Below are 16183 nucleotides of genomic sequence, written 5' to 3'. Positions count from 1 at the left end.
ACTCGTCGAGAACGTACTTCCGACCCCGTTCCCATGCAGATCGCCTCAGAACGTGCTTCCAGATGACGTTCTCGAGCATGGGTGGGCGACCTCCGCCAGGGAGGTGCGAGTCGCCCTCGGGGTGGGAGGCTCGTTCGAGGGCGCACGGATCCGTTCGGAAACGTACTTTCGACGGTGTCCTCAGGCAGATCTCCTTGGAAAGCGCGTCGAGATGACGTTTTCGAAGCGGAACGTCGCGACCCCACGCCAGATGATGTTTTTGAGGTGGAACGTCGCGTCTCCCCTTACTCAGCCGACACCCTCGGCGCCGGAAGGATCAAATTCAGCACGATGCCCACGAGCGTGGACGTCGCCATACCGGGAAGGGTGTAGTCACCCAGCGGGATCGCGATGCCGGCCGTCTCCATCCCGACGCCGAGGATGATGACCACCGAGGCGATCATGAGGTTGCGGTTCTCGTCGAAATCGACCCCGTTCGCCACGAGCATCCGCAGGCCGTTGCTCGCGATGAGGCCGAAGAGCAGCAGGCAGACGCCGCCCATCACCGGCGTGGGAATAGACTGCACGAGCGCCGCCAGCTTGGGGCAGAACCCACCGACGATCAACGCGAAGCCCGCCGCATACCAGAAGATCTGCGTGGCGTAGACGCGCGTCACGCTCATGACGCCGATGTTCTCGGCGTACGTCGTCGTGGGAGGGCCGCCGAGGAAACCGGAGATCACCGTCGAGAGGCCGTCGCCGGCGAGCGAGCGCGGCAGGAGGTCGCGGTAATCCTTCCCCACGATCTCGCCGACGGCGAGCAGATGACCAATATGCTCGATCACGGTCACGATGGCGACGGGCGCGATGAGGGCGATGGCACCGGCGTCGAAGCGCGGGGCCGAGAGCTGGGGCAGGCCGATCCACGCGGCCTCGGCCACGGGCGCGAAGTCCACGAGCCCGAGCGGCACGGACACGAGGTACCCCACGATGATGGAGAGGAGCACGGGAATCGTGCCGAACAGGCCGCCCATGCTGGAGAACACGACGGCTGAGACGAGCGTGGCAGCTGCCACCAGGGCACCGATGGCGTAGAAGGAGGAGGTGCCGTCGGCCGCGGTCTGCTCGAGGGCCATACGCGCCGCGGTGGCGGAGAGGCCCACGCCGATGACGACCATGACGCTGGCCACGAGCACGGGCGGCAGCAGGCGATCGAGCCAGCCGGTGCCGACGAGCCTGATGATGGCGGCCACGGCGAGGAAGACCGCGCCGGCCACGATAACGCCGCTCATCGCCGCATCGAGCCCGCGTGTGGCGCCGACCGCGATGATCGGGCTGATGAAGGCGAACGAGCTGCCGAGGTAGCTCGGGATCTTGTTGCCGGTGACCAGGAGGTAGCAGATCGTGCCGATACCCGAGCACATGATGGCCACGTTGGGGTCGAGCCCGGTCAGGATGGGCACGAGGACCGTCGAGCCGAACATGCTCATCATGTGCTGGATGCCCAAGGGGATGGCCCGACCGACCGAGACCCGGTCATCGACGCCTATGACCGCGCGCTCATGTGTTGCCATTGCATCTCCTTCTCCATGTGGTACCAAGATCGCCCGCAAGGTCCGCTCGATGGCGGCACGGATCCGCATAACTATACCGAATGCCCTGGGCGCGGACATCGTCGCGATGGATGAACGGCCTGCACCCGCGTCCCCGGCAGAGAGGCGGACGGACACGCAGGGCGCAGCCGCACCCCCCGCGCCGGCGGATCGGCATACGGCTTTGCGCCGATGAGGCGGCCGAATGCCGACCTGTCGGCGGCCTCCGTCCATGCTGACAGGTCAATATTCAGACCTCCACAGCAATATAAGCGCGAATAATGACCTGTCGGCGAATCGCGCGCCGCTGAGCGGTCAAAAGCGGGACGTTCGAGGCACGCACCTCACGGTCTGTTTCGAAATTGATTTCCCACGCCCAGCAGCGGATCAAACCCTCGAAACCGGGCAGTTCACGCGCTATGGTGGTGGATATACTGAGCCCGCCCGGGGCCCGCGCGACCATAGAGGAACCGTCATGAGTACTCCCACCCCGCACAACGCCGCCCGCGAGGGAGACATCGCGAGAACCGTCCTGATGCCCGGCGATCCGCTCCGCGCGAAGTTCATCGCCGACACCTACCTCGACGATGTCCGCTGCGTCAACGAGGTCCGCAACATGCTTGCCCTCACGGGAACCTACCAGGGCTCCCCCGTCACCGTCATGGGTGGCGGCATGGGGATGCCGAGCATCGGCATCTACTCCTACGAGCTCTATGCGTTCTACGGTGTCGAGGCCATCATCCGCGTGGGATCCGCTGGCGGCGTCGCAAAGACCGCCCAACTCCGCGACGTCGTGGCGGGCATGGGCGCCTGCACCGACTCCAACTACGCCGCCCAGTACGGGCTCCCCGGCACCTTCGCCCCCATCGCCAGCTATGAGCTCCTCGAGCGCGCGGTGGCGGCTGGACGCGCCCAGGGTGTGCCCGTGAAGGTCGGTAACATCCTCTCGAGTGACCACTTCTACCTTGACGACCCCGATTCCACCCGTCTCTGGCAGAAGATGGGCGTGCTCGCCGTCGAGATGGAGGCCGCCGCCCTCTACATGAACGCCGCCCGCGCGGGCAAGCAGGCGCTCTGCCTGCTCACCGTCTCCGATCTCCCCCTCACCGGCGAGTCCCTGCCCGCCGAGGAGCGGCAGACGAGCTTCACCCAGATGATGGAGATCGCGCTCTCCCTCGCGACTCCTGCATCCTGACGGGCCGGGGAGGTCCGCAGGGCACGGGCGACCGCTCCGGTGCACCTGCCTCCCCATAGCCCCTCCCACCCGTTCTTTCTGCGTTGCGGGGTCGCGCCCGCACGCCGGGGGATATAGTGGAGCCGCCCCGTGGTCAGGGGCTGGTTCACGGTCATGCGAAAGAAAGGATCAGCATAAAGAAGACGCGTTTCGCATCGCTCGCCTCGGTCGCCGCCGCAGGCGCCCTGGCGCTCGCACTCGCGGGCTGCGGAAGCGGGGGAAGCTCGACGACCACCTCGGATGGCTCCGCCTCTGCAAACGGGAGCAGCAGCTACCAGGTCTCCATGGTCACCGACATGGGCGGCGTGAACGACCAGTCGTTCAACCAGCTCACCTGGGAGGGTCTGCAGGAGCTCGAGAAGGAGACCGGCATCAAGGTGGGCTACACCGAGTCCAAGCAGGAATCGGACTACGCCACCAACGTCGACAAGGCCGTCGACCAGGGGAGCAACCTCGTCTGGGGCATCGGCTTCGCCATGGACTCCGCCATCCAGACGGCCGCGAAGCAGAACCCCGACGTCAACTTCGCCATCATCGACAACGCCTATGACGAGTCCGATCTCACGGACAACCTCACCGGCGTGACCTTCCGCACCCAGGAGCCCTCGTTCGTGGTCGGCTACATCGCCGCCATGACGAGCGAGACCGGCAAGGTCGGCTTCGTGGGCGGCATGCAGAACGACATCATCGGCACCTTCGAGTGGGGATACCGCGCCGGTGTCGCCTACGCCAACAAGAAGGCGGGCAAGAACGTCGAGGTCACGACCCAGTACCTCGAGACCTTCACGGACGCCGCCAAGGGCAAGGCCGCGGGCCAGAAGCTCTACTCCGACGGCTGCGACGTCGTCTTCCAAGCCGCGGGCAACGCCGGCAACGGCGTGATCGAGACCGCCCAGGACGCCGGCAAGTACGTCATCGGCGTCGACAAGGACCAGTACAGCCAGGCACCCGACAACATACTCAGCTCCGCCCTGAAGCGCGTCGACAAGGCGGTCATCGAGATCTCCAAGCAGGCGAGCGAGGGCGAGGACATCGGCGGGAAGAACGTCGAGCTCGGCATGAGCGACGACGCCGCGGGCATCTCAGAGCACCACGAGCACATGTCCGATGAGGTCTACCAGGCCGCGCAGGATCTGATCGAGCAGATCAAGGACGGCACGCTCACGCCTCCGAGCACCGAGGACGCCTACAACACCTTCGTCGCAGGGCTGTAAGCATTCCACCGGCGCGGGGCGCGCGAACGCGGCCCCGCGCCAAATCGGGCGGCTCGACCCCTGTCTCTTATCCACNGAGGTCACGACCCAGTACCTCGAGACCTTCACGGACGCCGCCAAGGGCAAGGCCGCGGGCCAGAAGCTCTACTCCGACGGCTGCGACGTCGTCTTCCAAGCCGCGGGCAACGCCGGCAACGGCGTGATCGAGACCGCCCAGGACGCCGGCAAGTACGTCATCGGCGTCGACAAGGACCAGTACAGCCAGGCACCCGACAACATACTCAGCTCCGCCCTGAAGCGCGTCGACAAGGCGGTCATCGAGATCTCCAAGCAGGCGAGCGAGGGCGAGGACATCGGCGGGAAGAACGTCGAGCTCGGCATGAGCGACGACGCCGCGGGCATCTCAGAGCACCACGAGCACATGTCCGATGAGGTCTACCAGGCCGCGCAGGATCTGATCGAGCAGATCAAGGACGGCACGCTCACGCCTCCGAGCACCGAGGACGCCTACAACACCTTCGTCGCAGGGCTGTAAGCATTCCACCGGCGCGGGGCGCGCGAACGCGGCCCCGCGCCAAATCGGGCGGCTCGACCCTTGTCCGAGCCGTCCCGTGCGAGGCGCGCCCACGCGACGCGGCCCGCACGGGACGAGAGCAACCCGTACCTGGAGAGGAGAGCTATGGAGCCGGACGCGAGCCTCGCGGTGCAGATGCGCGGCATCGTCAAGGAGTTCGGCACGTTCCGCGCCCTCGACCACGTGGATCTCGCCGTCAAGCGCGGTAGCATACACGCGGTCCTCGGCGAGAACGGCGCCGGCAAGAGCACGCTCATGAACGTGCTCTACGGCCTGTACCGCGCTGAGGCGGGGGAGATCCTCCTCAACGGCGAGCGGGTCGAGATCACCTGCCCCACTGATGCCATCGCGCACGGCATCGGCATGGTCCACCAGCACTTCATGCTCGTGGACAACTTCACCGTCACCGAGAACATCGTGCTCGGCGACGAGGTCTGCGGCGCGGCCGGCGTGCTCGACATGAAGCGCGCCCGCGAGGCCGTGGCACGCATCATCGAGACCTACGGGCTCGAGGTCGACCCCGACGCCAAGATCGAGGAGATCTCCGTCGGCCAGCAGCAGCGCGTCGAGATCCTGAAGGCCCTCTACCGCGGGGCCGACATCTTGATCCTCGACGAGCCCACCGCCGTGCTCACGCCCCAGGAGATCGAGCGGCTCGTCCGCATCATGCGCGAGCTCGCCTCCGCCGGCAAGACGGTCATCATCACGCACAAGCTGAAGGAGATCAAAGCCTCCTCGGATGCCTGCACGATCATCAGGCGCGGCGTCCAGGTGGGCACCGTGGACGTCTCCCGCGCGAGCGAGGAGGAGCTCGCCGAGCTGATGGTGGGCCACCACGTGAACCTCGTGGTCGAGAAGGCCCCCGCCGCACCGGGCGAGACCGTCCTCTCGATCCGCGATCTCGTGGTCGAGGACGAGCGCGGGGTCGAGGCCGTCCGCGGCCTCTCCCTCTCCGTCCGCGCCGGGGAGATCGTGGGGCTCGCCGGCATCGACGGCAACGGGCAGTGCGAGCTCGTCGAGGCCATCACCTGCCTCTCCCGCGCGAAGGCCGGCACGATCGCCGTGCACGGCGAGGAGATCCAGAACACGAGCGTGCGGAACGTGCATGCGCACAAGGTGGCCACCATCCACGAGGATCGGCAGCGCCGCAGGCTCGTCCTCCTCTTCACCGTGGCCGAGAACGCCATCCTCGAGCGGTACCGCGATCCGGCGTTCGGGCGCCGCGGGATCCTCGACCGTGCGGCGATGTCCTCCTTCGCCGAGGGGCTCATCGAGGCCTACGACATCCGCCCTGCCGACAACGCCGACAAGCCGGCACGTGCGCTCTCCGGCGGCAACCAGCAGAAGGTCATCATCGCGCGCGAGGTCTCCGGCGAGCCCGATGTCCTCATCGCCGTCCAGCCCACCCGGGGCCTCGACGTCGGCGCCATCGAGTACGTCCACCGGGCCCTTGTGGCCGAGCGCGACCGCGGCACGGCCATCCTCCTGATATCCACTCGAGCTCGACGAGGTCATGAGCGTATCCGACACCATCGGCGTCATCTACAACGGCAGGATCACCGGCACGTTCAAGCAGGGAGAGGTCGACGAGAACCGCCTTGGCCTCCTCATGGCGGGAGGTGAGGCGGAGTGACGCGGCAAACTCAAGGCGCGGCCGCTGCGCAGGCGGGAATGGTCCAGCGCATCCTCCATCGGCCCATCACCGCCACCCTCATCGCCATCGCGCTCGGCTTCGGCGTGGCCGCGGCCCTGCTCGCCGCTGCGGGCTACGACCCCGGCGCCTCGTTCGCCGCCCTCTTCGAGGGCGTCTTCTCCAAGCCGAAGTACGTGTCGAACACGATCATCAAGGCCGCGCCCATCATCCTGACGGGCATCTCGGTTGCCTTCGCGTTCAAAACCGGCCTCTTCAACATCGGGGCCGAGGGCCAGTACATCGCCGGCGCCGTCTGCGCCGTGCTCGTCGGCGCGAAACTCGACCTGCCCATGCCGCTCCAGATCCCCCTCGTCGTCATCGCGGGCGTGGCGGGCGGGGCCCTCATCGGCGCGATCACGGGCGCCCTCAAGGCCCGTTTCGGGATACACGAGGTCATCACCTCGATCATGCTCAACTGGACCATGCTCTACCTGAACAACTTCGTGGTCCAGAGCGCCGCCTACCACCGGCCGACCTCGACCTCGAGCATTCCGGTGAACGCCTCGAGCTTCACGACGATCCTGCCCGCGTGGAAGACCTCCGACGCCGGGCTGGAGACGCTGCGCCAAGTCCCCTGGCTCTACGACTTCCTCGTCAAGACCGACGTCAACATCGCCTTCCTGGTGGCCGTCCTCGTCGCCGTGGGCGCTTGGTTCGTGCTCTTCCGCTCCAAGCTCGGCTACGAGCTCCGCGCGGTCGGCTTCAGCCGCGACGCCGCGGAGTTCGCCGGCATGCCCGTGGGCCGGAACACCCTGATCGCGATGGCCATCGCCGGGGCCATCCCCGGCCTCGCGGGCGCCCTCATGGTCACGGGCGTCGAGCCGCATTCGATCTCGACGCTCGCGGGCTTCGAGAACTACGGCTTCAACGGGTTCTCGGTCGCCCTCATCGCCGGCTCCTCCCCCATCGGCTGCATCTTCGCCGGCCTCCTGTTCGGCGGCATGATCTACGGCGGGCAATCCGTCCAGATGGCCGTGGGCGCGCCGACGGACATCATCAACATCATGATCGGCACGATCGTCTTCTTCGTGGCGCTGGCGCGGGTGGTCCCACTCGTGGCCGACCTCCTGGAGCGGCGTGCGCAGAAGCGAGGTGCCCGCCATGCTTAACAACCTCCTGCTCCTCATCGGCATCACCCTCATGTACTCGACACCGCTCGTCTTCGGGGCGCTCGGCGGCGTCATCTCCGAGCGCGCGGGCGTGGTGAACATCGGCATCGAGGGCATGATGACCGTCGGCGCGCTCGCGGGCGCGGCCGTGTCCTTCTTCACCGGCAACGCCTGGCTCGGCTTCATCGCCGCAGGCCTCGCCGGGGCGGCCTTCGCGGTGCTCCACGCCGTGGCGGCCGTGACCTTCAAGGCCGATCAGAACGTCTCCGGCATCGCCTTGAACCTGCTCGGACCCGGTATCGCCCTGTTCGCGGCCCGGCTCTTCTGGGGCGGCGGCACCCAGTCGCCGAGCATCGAGACCCTGCCGAAGATCCTGGGCAAGGGTGCCCTCGCGGGAACACCCTGGGCGAACCTGAACGTCGACGTCACCGTGATCATCGGCATCGTCGCGGCGATCGCGGTCTGGTTCGTCCTCTACCGCACGAAGTGGGGCCTGCGCGTGCGGGCCGTGGGCGAGCACCCCGCGGCGGCCGACACCCTCGGTATCAACGTAGGCCGCATCCGCTTCACCTGCGTGGTCCTCTCCGGGATGTTCGCCGGCTTCGGCGGCGCCTCCATCACGCTCGCCATCATCTCCCAGTTCACGCAGACCGCCGTGGCCGGCCAGGGCTTCATCGCGCTGGCCGCGGTGATCTTCGGCAAGTGGACCCCGCACGGGGCCTACGGCGCCTGCCTGCTGTTCGGCGCCGCCCAGGCCCTCGTCATCATCCTAGGCGGTGGCGTGGTACCCGTGCCGAGCGAGCTCCTCGCCTGCCTGCCCTACGTGTTGACCCTCGTGGTCCTCGTGCTCTTCGTGGGCCGCTCCGTCGCACCCAAGGCCGACGGCGTCCCCTACGAGAAGGGCGTGCGCTGATGGCAGGTGAGCTCCCCTCCGATCTCGAGCTCGTCCACCTCGCCGAGGAGGCCCGCGCGGACGCCTACACCCCCTACTCGCACTTCGCCGTCGGCGCGGCCCTGCTCTGCACCGACGGGTCCGTCTACCCGGGCTGCAACATCGAGAACGCGGCCTACACCCCCTCGAACTGCGCTGAGCGCACCGCCTTCTTCCAAGCCGTCCGCGAGGGGAAGCGCGATTTTTCCGCCATCGCGATCGTGGGCGGTCCCGAAGGCGAGTCCGTCTCGGGCCGTTGCGCGCCCTGCGGCGTCTGCCGGCAGGTGATGATGGAGTTCTGTGACCCCGTGCGCTTCCGCATCGTGCTGGGGCTCGGCGGGGACAAGCTCGAGGTGCACACCCTTGAGGAGCTGCTCCCGCTCGGCTTCGGCCCGCACGACCTCGGCCACGAGGCGCCCGGGGAGAGGGGGTGCCGCCCATGAGGATGTATGACGTCATCGAGCGCAAGCGCGAGGGCGCGGAGCTCACCGACGAGGAGATCGGCTTCGTCGTGGACGGCTACGTCTCGGGGGAGATACCCGATTACCAGATGTCCGCCTGGCTCATGGCCGTCTTCCTGCGTGGCATGACCGACGCGGAGACCCGCTCCCTGACCCTGCACATGATGGCTTCCGGCGACGTGGTCGATCTCTCCAACCTCCCGGGCGTCACCCTCGACAAGCACTCCACCGGCGGCGTGGGCGACAAGACGTCCCTCGCCGTGATGCCCATGCTCGCGGCCATGGCCCCTGGACGCGCCTTCGTCGCCAAGATGAGCGGCCGGGGGCTCAGGCACACCGGCGGTACCCTCGACAAGCTCGAGAGCATCCCCGGCTTCACCATCTCACTTGACGAAGAGGACTTCCTCGCCGCGGTCCGTGCGCACGGCGGGGCCATCATCGGCCAGACAGGCAACCTCGTCCCGGCCGACAAGCTCATCTACGCCCTGCGTGACGTGACCGCCACCGTCGACTCCATTCCGCTCATCGCCTCGTCGATCATGAGCAAGAAACTCGCGGCCGGCGCCCAGTGCATCCTGCTGGATGTGAAGGTGGGTTCGGGCGCGTTCATGAAGACGGTTGACGAGGCCGTGCAGCTCGCCTCCGCCATGGTCGCGATCGGCGAGGGCGCGGGCCGGCGCGTGGAGGCGATGGTCACCAACATGGACCGTCCCCTAGGCCACGCCGTGGGCAACGCCCTCGAGGTCGCCGAGGTGGTCGACACGCTGCGCGGGAGAGGGCCCGCCGACCTCACCCACGAGGTCGTCATGCTCACGGCCGAGCTCTTCCACCTCGGCGGCCTCGGCACGGTGGCCGAGGGAAGGGCCTTGGCCGAGCATGTCATCGCAGACGGCTCCGCCTTCGAGAAGCTCTGCGAGATCACCACCGCACAAGGCGGCGACGCACGGACCCTCCGCGATCCCGCGTTGCTGGGTTCGGCCCGCATCCGGCATGAGCTCCTCGCCCCTGCCGACGGCTTCCTCACCGCGATCGACACCGAGCGCGTGGGCGTCGCCAGCGCCGAACTCGGAGCCGGACGGCTCACCCTCGACGATGCGATCGACCACACGGCCGGCATCGTCCTGCTGAAGAACCAGGGCGACGCCGTGCGCGCCGGCGAGACGGTGGCGGTGCTCCACACCGCGACCGAGGACCGACTGGCCGCAGGCCTCGCCACCCTGCGCGCGGCCCTCACCTTCGGCACCGACGCCCACGCATCCGAACCGCTCCTCTTCGCCACGGTCACCCGCGACGGGGTCGCCTACGCGAACGAGGCTGCCGGCGCCCGCGACCCGAGCGCATCAATCAAGTCGAAAGGACGCATATGAAGAACCTCACCAAGCACGAACTCGCCGCCTACATGGACCACACCCTGCTCAAGGCCGATGCCACGCCGGAGCGCATCGACGCCGTCATCGCCGAGGCCCACGACCTCGGCTGCGCGAGCGTGTGCGTGAACGGATACTGGGTAGAGCACGTTGCCGCAGGACTCGCCGGCTCCACGGTCAAGACCTGCGCCGTGATCGGCTTCCCGCTGGGTGCGGGCAGCACCGCCGCCAAGGTCGCCGAGGCGGCCGACGCCGTGCGCGCCGGGGCGCAGGAGATCGACATGGTCATCAACATCGGTGAGCTCAAGGCCGGAAACGACGGCGCCGCGCGCTCCGACATCGCGGCGGTGGCCGAGGCCTGCCACGCAGGCGGCGCCATCCTCAAGGTCATCATCGAATGCTGCCTGCTCACCGAGGAGGAGAAGGTTCAGGCCTGCACGCTCTCCGTCGAGGCGGGGGCCGATTTCGTGAAGACCTCCACGGGCTTTTCCACCGGCGGTGCGACCGTCGCCGATGTGGCACTCATGCGCCAAACCGTGGGCGACGCCTGCGGCGTCAAGGCCGCGGGCGGGATCCGCACCCTGGCGGACGCCCTCGCCATGATCGAGGCCGGTGCGAACCGGCTCGGCGTCTCGGCCGCGCCGGCCATCCTCGCCGAGCTGGACGCCTAAGGGGGCAGTCATGGACTTCGATCGCGTGCTCGCCATCGTCATCGACTCCATCGGCGTCGGCGGGGCACCGGACGCTGAGCGCTATCACAGCGATGGCGCCGACACCCTCGGTCATGTGGCATCCTGGTTCCCGCGTGAGCTCGGGCGGCCGCTCGCCCTCCCCCACCTCGAGGAGCTCGGCATCGCGCTCACCCATCCCGGCGGGCTCGAGGGCGTCTCCTCCCCTGAGGCGCCCAAGGCCGCCCACGGGCGCATGCAGATCACGAGCTTCGGCAACGACTCGCTCGACGGGCACTGGGAGATGATGTGCCTCCCAGCGCGCTTCAACGTCGACTACTTCCCCGACGGCTTCCCCGATGAGCTGCTCGACCCCATCCGGGAGTTCTCCGGGCGCGGCATCCTCTGCAACAAACCCTACTCGGGCACCGACGTGATCCGCAATTTCGGTGAGGAGCAGTTGCGCACCGGCGACCTCATCGTCTACACCTCCGGGGACTCCGTGCTGCAGATCGCGGCGCACGAGGAGGTCATCCCCCTCGAGGAGCTCTACCGCATCTGCGAGTACGCGCGCACGCTCATCAACGGCCCCGCGTTCACCGTCGGGCGCGTGATCGCCCGTCCCTACGTGGGGACGAATGCAGGCGACTTCACCCGCACGGCGAACCGGCGCGATTATGGTCTCGAGCCCTACGGCTCCACTGCCATCGACTTCCTGCACGACGCCGGCTACAACACCATCGCCGTCGGCAAGACCTTCGACCTGTTCCGCGGCAACGGGTTCAGCGAGTCGTTCCACAACGAAAGCAACCACAACGGCATGGAGCATGTCATCGCGGTCATGGGCCGGCGGGATTGGCGCGGGCTCTGCTTCACGAACCTCGTCGACTTCGACGCCGTCTACGGGCACCGGCGTGACCCCAAAGGCGACGGCCTGGCGCTCGAAGACTTCGATGCGCAGCTCGGCGAGGTCATGAGGCTCATGGGTGAGCGCGACCTGCTCCTCATCACCGCCGACCACGGCAACGACCCCACCTACCGGGGCACCGACCACACCCGCGAGCTCGTGCCGCTGCTCGCCTGGTCACCGGCCATGACGACGCCCGGCCGCGGTCTCGGACTGCGCACGACGGCCTCCGACCTCGGCGCGACGGTCCTCGACAACTTCAAGGTGGCCGGCAACGGCGAGGGTCGGAGCTTCTTGACCGACCTGCGCTAGTACAGGGCGGGCGCGGCCNTCCTCAAGGTCATCATCGAATGCTGCCTGCTCACCGAGGAGGAGAAGGTTCAGGCCTGCACGCTCTCCGTCGAGGCGGGGGCCGATTTCGTGAAGACCTCCACGGGCTTTTCCACCGGCGGTGCGACCGTCGCCGATGTGGCACTCATGCGCCAAACCGTGGGCGACGCCTGCGGCGTCAAGGCCGCGGGCGGGATCCGCACCCTGGCGGACGCCCTCGCCATGATCGAGGCCGGTGCGAACCGGCTCGGCGTCTCGGCCGCGCCGGCCATCCTCGCCGAGCTGGACGCCTAAGGGGGCAGTCATGGACTTCGATCGCGTGCTCGCCATCGTCATCGACTCCATCGGCGTCGGCGGGGCACCGGACGCTGAGCGCTATCACAGCGATGGCGCCGACACCCTCGGTCATGTGGCATCCTGGTTCCCGCGTGAGCTCGGGCGGCCGCTCGCCCTCCCCCACCTCGAGGAGCTCGGCATCGCGCTCACCCATCCCGGCGGGCTCGAGGGCGTCTCCTCCCCTGAGGCGCCCAAGGCCGCCCACGGGCGCATGCAGATCACGAGCTTCGGCAACGACTCGCTCGACGGGCACTGGGAGATGATGTGCCTCCCAGCGCGCTTCAACGTCGACTACTTCCCCGACGGCTTCCCCGATGAGCTGCTCGACCCCATCCGGGAGTTCTCCGGGCGCGGCATCCTCTGCAACAAACCCTACTCGGGCACCGACGTGATCCGCAATTTCGGTGAGGAGCAGTTGCGCACCGGCGACCTCATCGTCTACACCTCCGGGGACTCCGTGCTGCAGATCGCGGCGCACGAGGAGGTCATCCCCCTCGAGGAGCTCTACCGCATCTGCGAGTACGCGCGCACGCTCATCAACGGCCCCGCGTTCACCGTCGGGCGCGTGATCGCCCGTCCCTACGTGGGGACGAATGCAGGCGACTTCACCCGCACGGCGAACCGGCGCGATTATGGTCTCGAGCCCTACGGCTCCACTGCCATCGACTTCCTGCACGACGCCGGCTACAACACCATCGCCGTCGGCAAGACCTTCGACCTGTTCCGCGGCAACGGGTTCAGCGAGTCGTTCCACAACGAAAGCAACCACAACGGCATGGAGCATGTCATCGCGGTCATGGGCCGGCGGGATTGGCGCGGGCTCTGCTTCACGAACCTCGTCGACTTCGACGCCGTCTACGGGCACCGGCGTGACCCCAAAGGCGACGGCCTGGCGCTCGAAGACTTCGATGCGCAGCTCGGCGAGGTCATGAGGCTCATGGGTGAGCGCGACCTGCTCCTCATCACCGCCGACCACGGCAACGACCCCACCTACCGGGGCACCGACCACACCCGCGAGCTCGTGCCGCTGCTCGCCTGGTCACCGGCCATGACGACGCCCGGCCGCGGTCTCGGACTGCGCACGACGGCCTCCGACCTCGGCGCGACGGTCCTCGACAACTTCAAGGTGGCCGGCAACGGCGAGGGTCGGAGCTTCTTGACCGACCTGCGCTAGTACAGGGCGGGCGCGGCCGACTGCGCGAGCCGGTCCACGAGCTCGAAGAAGCGGGCGCGGTCCGCCTTGGTGACGAGCTCCACCTCGCGGCCCGCATCCGTGCGGAAGGTCCGGCCGGCACCGGTTCCCTCCGTCAGCACATCGCAGCGGACCGGCTCTGCGGCCACCACCTCGGGGTACATGCTGCAGACCGTGGTGAGCACGTCCCAGAGGTAGTAGACGGAGTCCGCCTCGGCGGTGAGCACGAGGGCGTAGCCCTGGCCGATGAGGTCGAGCGCCGGATAGCGTCGCAGGGACGCGAAGTGATCACGGAGCTCGATGTTCAAGGGGATCTCCTCGGTGCTCTCGAGCCCCACCATCGTGATGGGCACCGGGGAGTCCCAGAGGCGCTTCACCGCCTCAGGGTCCCAGAAGGCGTTCCACTCGGCCGTGCCGTCGTAGCCCGGATCGCGCACGTTGCCGTGGCCGTCGAGCGAGCCGCCCATCCAATAGAGCCGCTCGATGCGCTCGGCGATGGCAGGATCGGCATCGAGGGCGCGGGCGAGGTCGGTGAGCGGGCCCGTTATGACGAGGGTCGTGGGACCGTCTGCGGCCTTGATCTTCTCGACCATATCGAGATGGGCCGGACGGGCGGCGTAGGGCGTCTTCGGCTCACCGTGCTCGTTCAGGATCGGGAAGGAGTTGAAGGCGTAGGCACTTGTGCGCCACGCTGCGGGGAACTGATGGCGGGCGCGCGATGTCGAGAGCGCCACCTCAAGCGTGTGGCCGTGCTGGTTGAAGCGGTCGATGATCTTGCGCGATGCCTCGGCGGCGGGCTCCATCACGCCATCGCCGTCGATCACCGACACACCCGTGAGGTTGATATCGGGAACCTGCAGCAGCAGGAGCAGGCTCACCAGGTCGTCGACGTTGCCATCGTGATTGAAGTAGACGTTTCGCATGATCCTCCTCGTGTTGACGGTGCGCTTGCAAGCACTCCCCCATTATGGGCCCAGACCACGGCATCAACGGCAGCGCAGGCTCATCTCCCGGTGAAAACGCAGACTTGCCCCGCGACCTGGCGAGATGCGGCCCCATTCCTCCCCGCAAAGAAAAAGGCCCCGGCATCGCCGGGGCCCTCGCATACCAGTATGCGGTTTATATCAGGGGGTTAGATCAGGTTGGAGATCACAGGCGCCAGAAAGTAGATCAGGAAGGCAAGCACGGCCACCCACATGAGGGGCTTGACCTTCTTGATCTGACCGGTCACCGCGGCAACGATCGCGAAGCCGATGAAACCGAAGCCGATGCCGTCGGAGATGGAGTAGGTGAAGGGCACGCCGGCCACGATCAGGAAGGCAGGGAAGCCGTCGAGCAGGTCGGACCAGTCGATCTCCCTGACCTCGCCCATCATCAGGAAGCCGACGAACACCAGGGCGCCGCAGGTGGCCGCCGAGTGCACGATGGCGATGACCGGCGAGAAGAAGGCGGCGAGGATGAACAGGATACCCACAACCACCGAGGAGAGGCCGGAGCGCGCGCCGTCGGCGGCACCCGAGGAGGACTCGATGAAGGTCGTGATCGAGGAGGCACCGAGCAGACCGCCCACGGCAGCCGCAGCGGAGTCGACGATCAGGATGGGCTTGATGTCCTCGACGCTGCCGTCCTCGTTCAGGAACTCGCCCTGCTTCGCCACAGCCATGGCCGTGCCCATTGTGTCGAAGAAGTCGGACATCATGAGCGAGAAGGCGAAGATCAGCAGCATGGGGTTCGTGAGCACCTTCGTGATGCCCATCACGCCGGACTCGTCCGCGAGGAAGGGGGCGCCGAAGGAGGAGAAGTCCAGGCCGGACACGAGGCCCTGGGGCAGCTGGGTCAGGCCGAGCGGAATGCCGGCGAGAACCGAGAGGATGATGCCCACAAGGAGGGCGCCGGGCACCTTCATGGAGTAGAGGACCACCGTGGCGATGATCGAGATCAGGCCCATGATGAACACCGGGCTCGTCACATCGCCGAGGGCGACCATCGTCGCCTCGTTCGCGACGATGATGTCGCCGTTCTTGAGGCCGATCATGGCGATGAAGAGGCCGAGGCCCACGGAGATGGCGTGGCGGAGCGACACCGGGATGGCATCCATGATGGCCTCGCGCAGGCCGCAGAGGACGAGCAGGAGGATCGCCGCGCCCTCAAGGAAGATCACCGCGTTGGCCGCGTGCCAGTCGCCGCCGGCGAGGGCGGTGAGGGTGAAGGCCACGACGGCGTTCACGCCCATGCCGGACGCGCAGGCGAGCGGGCGGTTCGCGAAAAGGCCCATCAGGATGGTCATGATGCCGGCACCCAGGCAGGTGGCCGTGACAGCCGCCACCATGGGAACACCCGCCTCGACGAGGAGCGACGGGTTGACCGCGATGATGTAGGCCATCGCCAGGAAGGTGGTGAGGCCGGCGCGCGCCTCCGTGCCGACGCTCGAGCCACGCTCTGAGAGCTTGAAGAACTGATCCATGCATTCCCCTTCTCTATGTAATGAGAACACGCGCCCTGGTGGCGCGCAGAGACGTGGAACACGATAGCAAATGTGGGGGCTTTGTGCGATGGGGATTGGGGGTTATTCTGGTCTGCTCGGGCGCGGCGGGGC

The 16183-nt window shown here is 67.5% G+C and carries 13 protein-coding genes and 2 pseudogenes; 12 read left to right on the top strand and 3 right to left on the bottom strand.

Features of this window, described 5'->3' with window-relative positions; all coding sequences use genetic code 11:
- Positions 1-284: 284 nt before the first annotated feature.
- Positions 285-1553, bottom strand: a complete 1269-nt coding sequence (locus tag CAP13_RS07730) for a uracil-xanthine permease family protein (RefSeq protein WP_085831023.1) — start codon at positions 1551-1553, stop codon at positions 285-287.
- A gap of 493 nt (positions 1554-2046) precedes the next feature.
- Between CAP13_RS07730 and deoD the strand changes: the two genes are divergently transcribed.
- The 12 genes and pseudogenes from deoD (at position 2047) to CAP13_RS07670 (ending at position 13569) form a co-directional block, all read left to right on the top strand.
- Entirely contained in the window at positions 2047-2766 is a 720-nt protein-coding gene (gene deoD / locus CAP13_RS07725; protein WP_085831022.1) for a purine-nucleoside phosphorylase, read from the top strand.
- Positions 2767-2939: 173 nt separating this feature from the next.
- The gene (locus tag CAP13_RS07720; protein ID WP_085831166.1) at positions 2940-4019 is read left to right on the top strand and encodes a BMP family lipoprotein; all 1080 of its coding nucleotides are present in this window, start codon (positions 2940-2942) and stop codon (positions 4017-4019) included.
- Between the two features lie 43 nt (positions 4020-4062).
- Entirely contained in the window at positions 4063-4554 is a 492-nt protein-coding gene (locus CAP13_RS07715; RefSeq protein ID WP_085831021.1) for a BMP family lipoprotein, read from the top strand.
- A 144-nt stretch (positions 4555-4698) separates the two neighbouring features.
- Positions 4699-6226 (top strand): annotated as a pseudogene (locus CAP13_RS07710) (ABC transporter ATP-binding protein).
- A gap of 38 nt (positions 6227-6264) precedes the next feature.
- A complete protein-coding gene (locus tag CAP13_RS07705) occupies positions 6265-7395 on the top strand; it encodes an ABC transporter permease (RefSeq protein ID WP_085831020.1) in 1131 nt (376 codons plus the stop codon).
- Entirely contained in the window at positions 7388-8308 is a 921-nt protein-coding gene (locus CAP13_RS07700; protein WP_085831019.1) for an ABC transporter permease, read from the top strand. Before CAP13_RS07705 ends, CAP13_RS07700 begins: the two co-directional genes overlap by 8 nt.
- A complete protein-coding gene (locus tag CAP13_RS07695) occupies positions 8308-8769 on the top strand; it encodes a cytidine deaminase (RefSeq protein ID WP_085831018.1) in 462 nt (153 codons plus the stop codon). Before CAP13_RS07700 ends, CAP13_RS07695 begins: the two co-directional genes overlap by 1 nt.
- Positions 8766-10154: a thymidine phosphorylase gene (locus CAP13_RS07690; RefSeq protein ID WP_097677695.1), complete on the top strand. Its 1389-nt coding sequence runs from the start codon at positions 8766-8768 to the stop codon at positions 10152-10154. The genes CAP13_RS07695 and CAP13_RS07690 overlap by 4 nt, the downstream gene beginning before the upstream one ends.
- Positions 10151-10825 carry a deoxyribose-phosphate aldolase gene (gene deoC / locus CAP13_RS07685; protein WP_085831016.1) on the top strand — a complete coding sequence of 225 codons (675 nt, stop codon included), beginning with the start codon at positions 10151-10153 and terminating at the stop codon, positions 10823-10825. The genes CAP13_RS07690 and deoC (CAP13_RS07685) overlap by 4 nt, the downstream gene beginning before the upstream one ends.
- Before the next feature lie 10 nt (positions 10826-10835).
- Entirely contained in the window at positions 10836-12041 is a 1206-nt protein-coding gene (locus CAP13_RS07680; RefSeq protein ID WP_085831015.1) for a phosphopentomutase, read from the top strand.
- 6 nt (positions 12042-12047) lie between these two features.
- Positions 12048-12353: pseudogene (deoC, locus tag CAP13_RS07675) on the top strand (deoxyribose-phosphate aldolase); the annotation flags it as partial.
- Between the two features lie 10 nt (positions 12354-12363).
- A complete protein-coding gene (locus tag CAP13_RS07670; protein WP_085831015.1) occupies positions 12364-13569 on the top strand; it encodes a phosphopentomutase in 1206 nt (401 codons plus the stop codon).
- Here CAP13_RS07670 and CAP13_RS07665 read toward each other — a convergent pair.
- Together CAP13_RS07665 and CAP13_RS07660 are read right to left on the bottom strand one after the other, a co-directional pair.
- Positions 13566-14510: a nucleoside hydrolase gene (locus CAP13_RS07665; RefSeq protein WP_085831014.1), complete on the bottom strand. Its 945-nt coding sequence runs from the start codon at positions 14508-14510 to the stop codon at positions 13566-13568. The genes CAP13_RS07670 and CAP13_RS07665 overlap by 4 nt on opposite strands.
- A 209-nt stretch (positions 14511-14719) precedes the next feature.
- A complete protein-coding gene (locus CAP13_RS07660; protein WP_085831013.1) occupies positions 14720-16051 on the bottom strand; it encodes an NCS2 family permease in 1332 nt (443 codons plus the stop codon).
- Between the last annotated feature and the right edge of the window lie 132 nt (positions 16052-16183).

This window comes from Collinsella vaginalis, from assembly GCF_900176655.1.
Lineage (GTDB): Bacteria > Actinomycetota > Coriobacteriia > Coriobacteriales > Coriobacteriaceae > Collinsella > Collinsella vaginalis.
The sequence above is the reverse complement of the archived record's forward strand: the minus strand, read 5'-3'. Positions and strand labels throughout refer to the sequence as shown.

What these genes read in the sequence shown, in the direction of transcription:
- CAP13_RS07730 (WP_085831023.1), bottom strand. Translation starts at nt 1,553, where the DNA reads ATGGCAACACATGAGCGCGCGGTCATAGGCGTCGATGACCGGGTCTCG.
- deoD (WP_085831022.1), top strand. Translation starts at nt 2,047, where the DNA reads ATGAGTACTCCCACCCCGCACAACGCCGCCCGCGAGGGAGACATCGCG.
- CAP13_RS07705 (WP_085831020.1), top strand. Translation starts at nt 6,265, where the DNA reads ATGGTCCAGCGCATCCTCCATCGGCCCATCACCGCCACCCTCATCGCC.
- CAP13_RS07700 (WP_085831019.1), top strand. Translation starts at nt 7,388, where the DNA reads ATGCTTAACAACCTCCTGCTCCTCATCGGCATCACCCTCATGTACTCG.
- CAP13_RS07695 (WP_085831018.1), top strand. Translation starts at nt 8,308, where the DNA reads ATGGCAGGTGAGCTCCCCTCCGATCTCGAGCTCGTCCACCTCGCCGAG.
- CAP13_RS07690 (WP_097677695.1), top strand. Translation starts at nt 8,766, where the DNA reads ATGAGGATGTATGACGTCATCGAGCGCAAGCGCGAGGGCGCGGAGCTC.
- deoC (WP_085831016.1), top strand. Translation starts at nt 10,151, where the DNA reads ATGAAGAACCTCACCAAGCACGAACTCGCCGCCTACATGGACCACACC.
- CAP13_RS07680 (WP_085831015.1), top strand. Translation starts at nt 10,836, where the DNA reads ATGGACTTCGATCGCGTGCTCGCCATCGTCATCGACTCCATCGGCGTC.
- CAP13_RS07670 (WP_085831015.1), top strand. Translation starts at nt 12,364, where the DNA reads ATGGACTTCGATCGCGTGCTCGCCATCGTCATCGACTCCATCGGCGTC.
- CAP13_RS07665 (WP_085831014.1), bottom strand. Translation starts at nt 14,510, where the DNA reads ATGCGAAACGTCTACTTCAATCACGATGGCAACGTCGACGACCTGGTG.
- CAP13_RS07660 (WP_085831013.1), bottom strand. Translation starts at nt 16,051, where the DNA reads ATGGATCAGTTCTTCAAGCTCTCAGAGCGTGGCTCGAGCGTCGGCACG.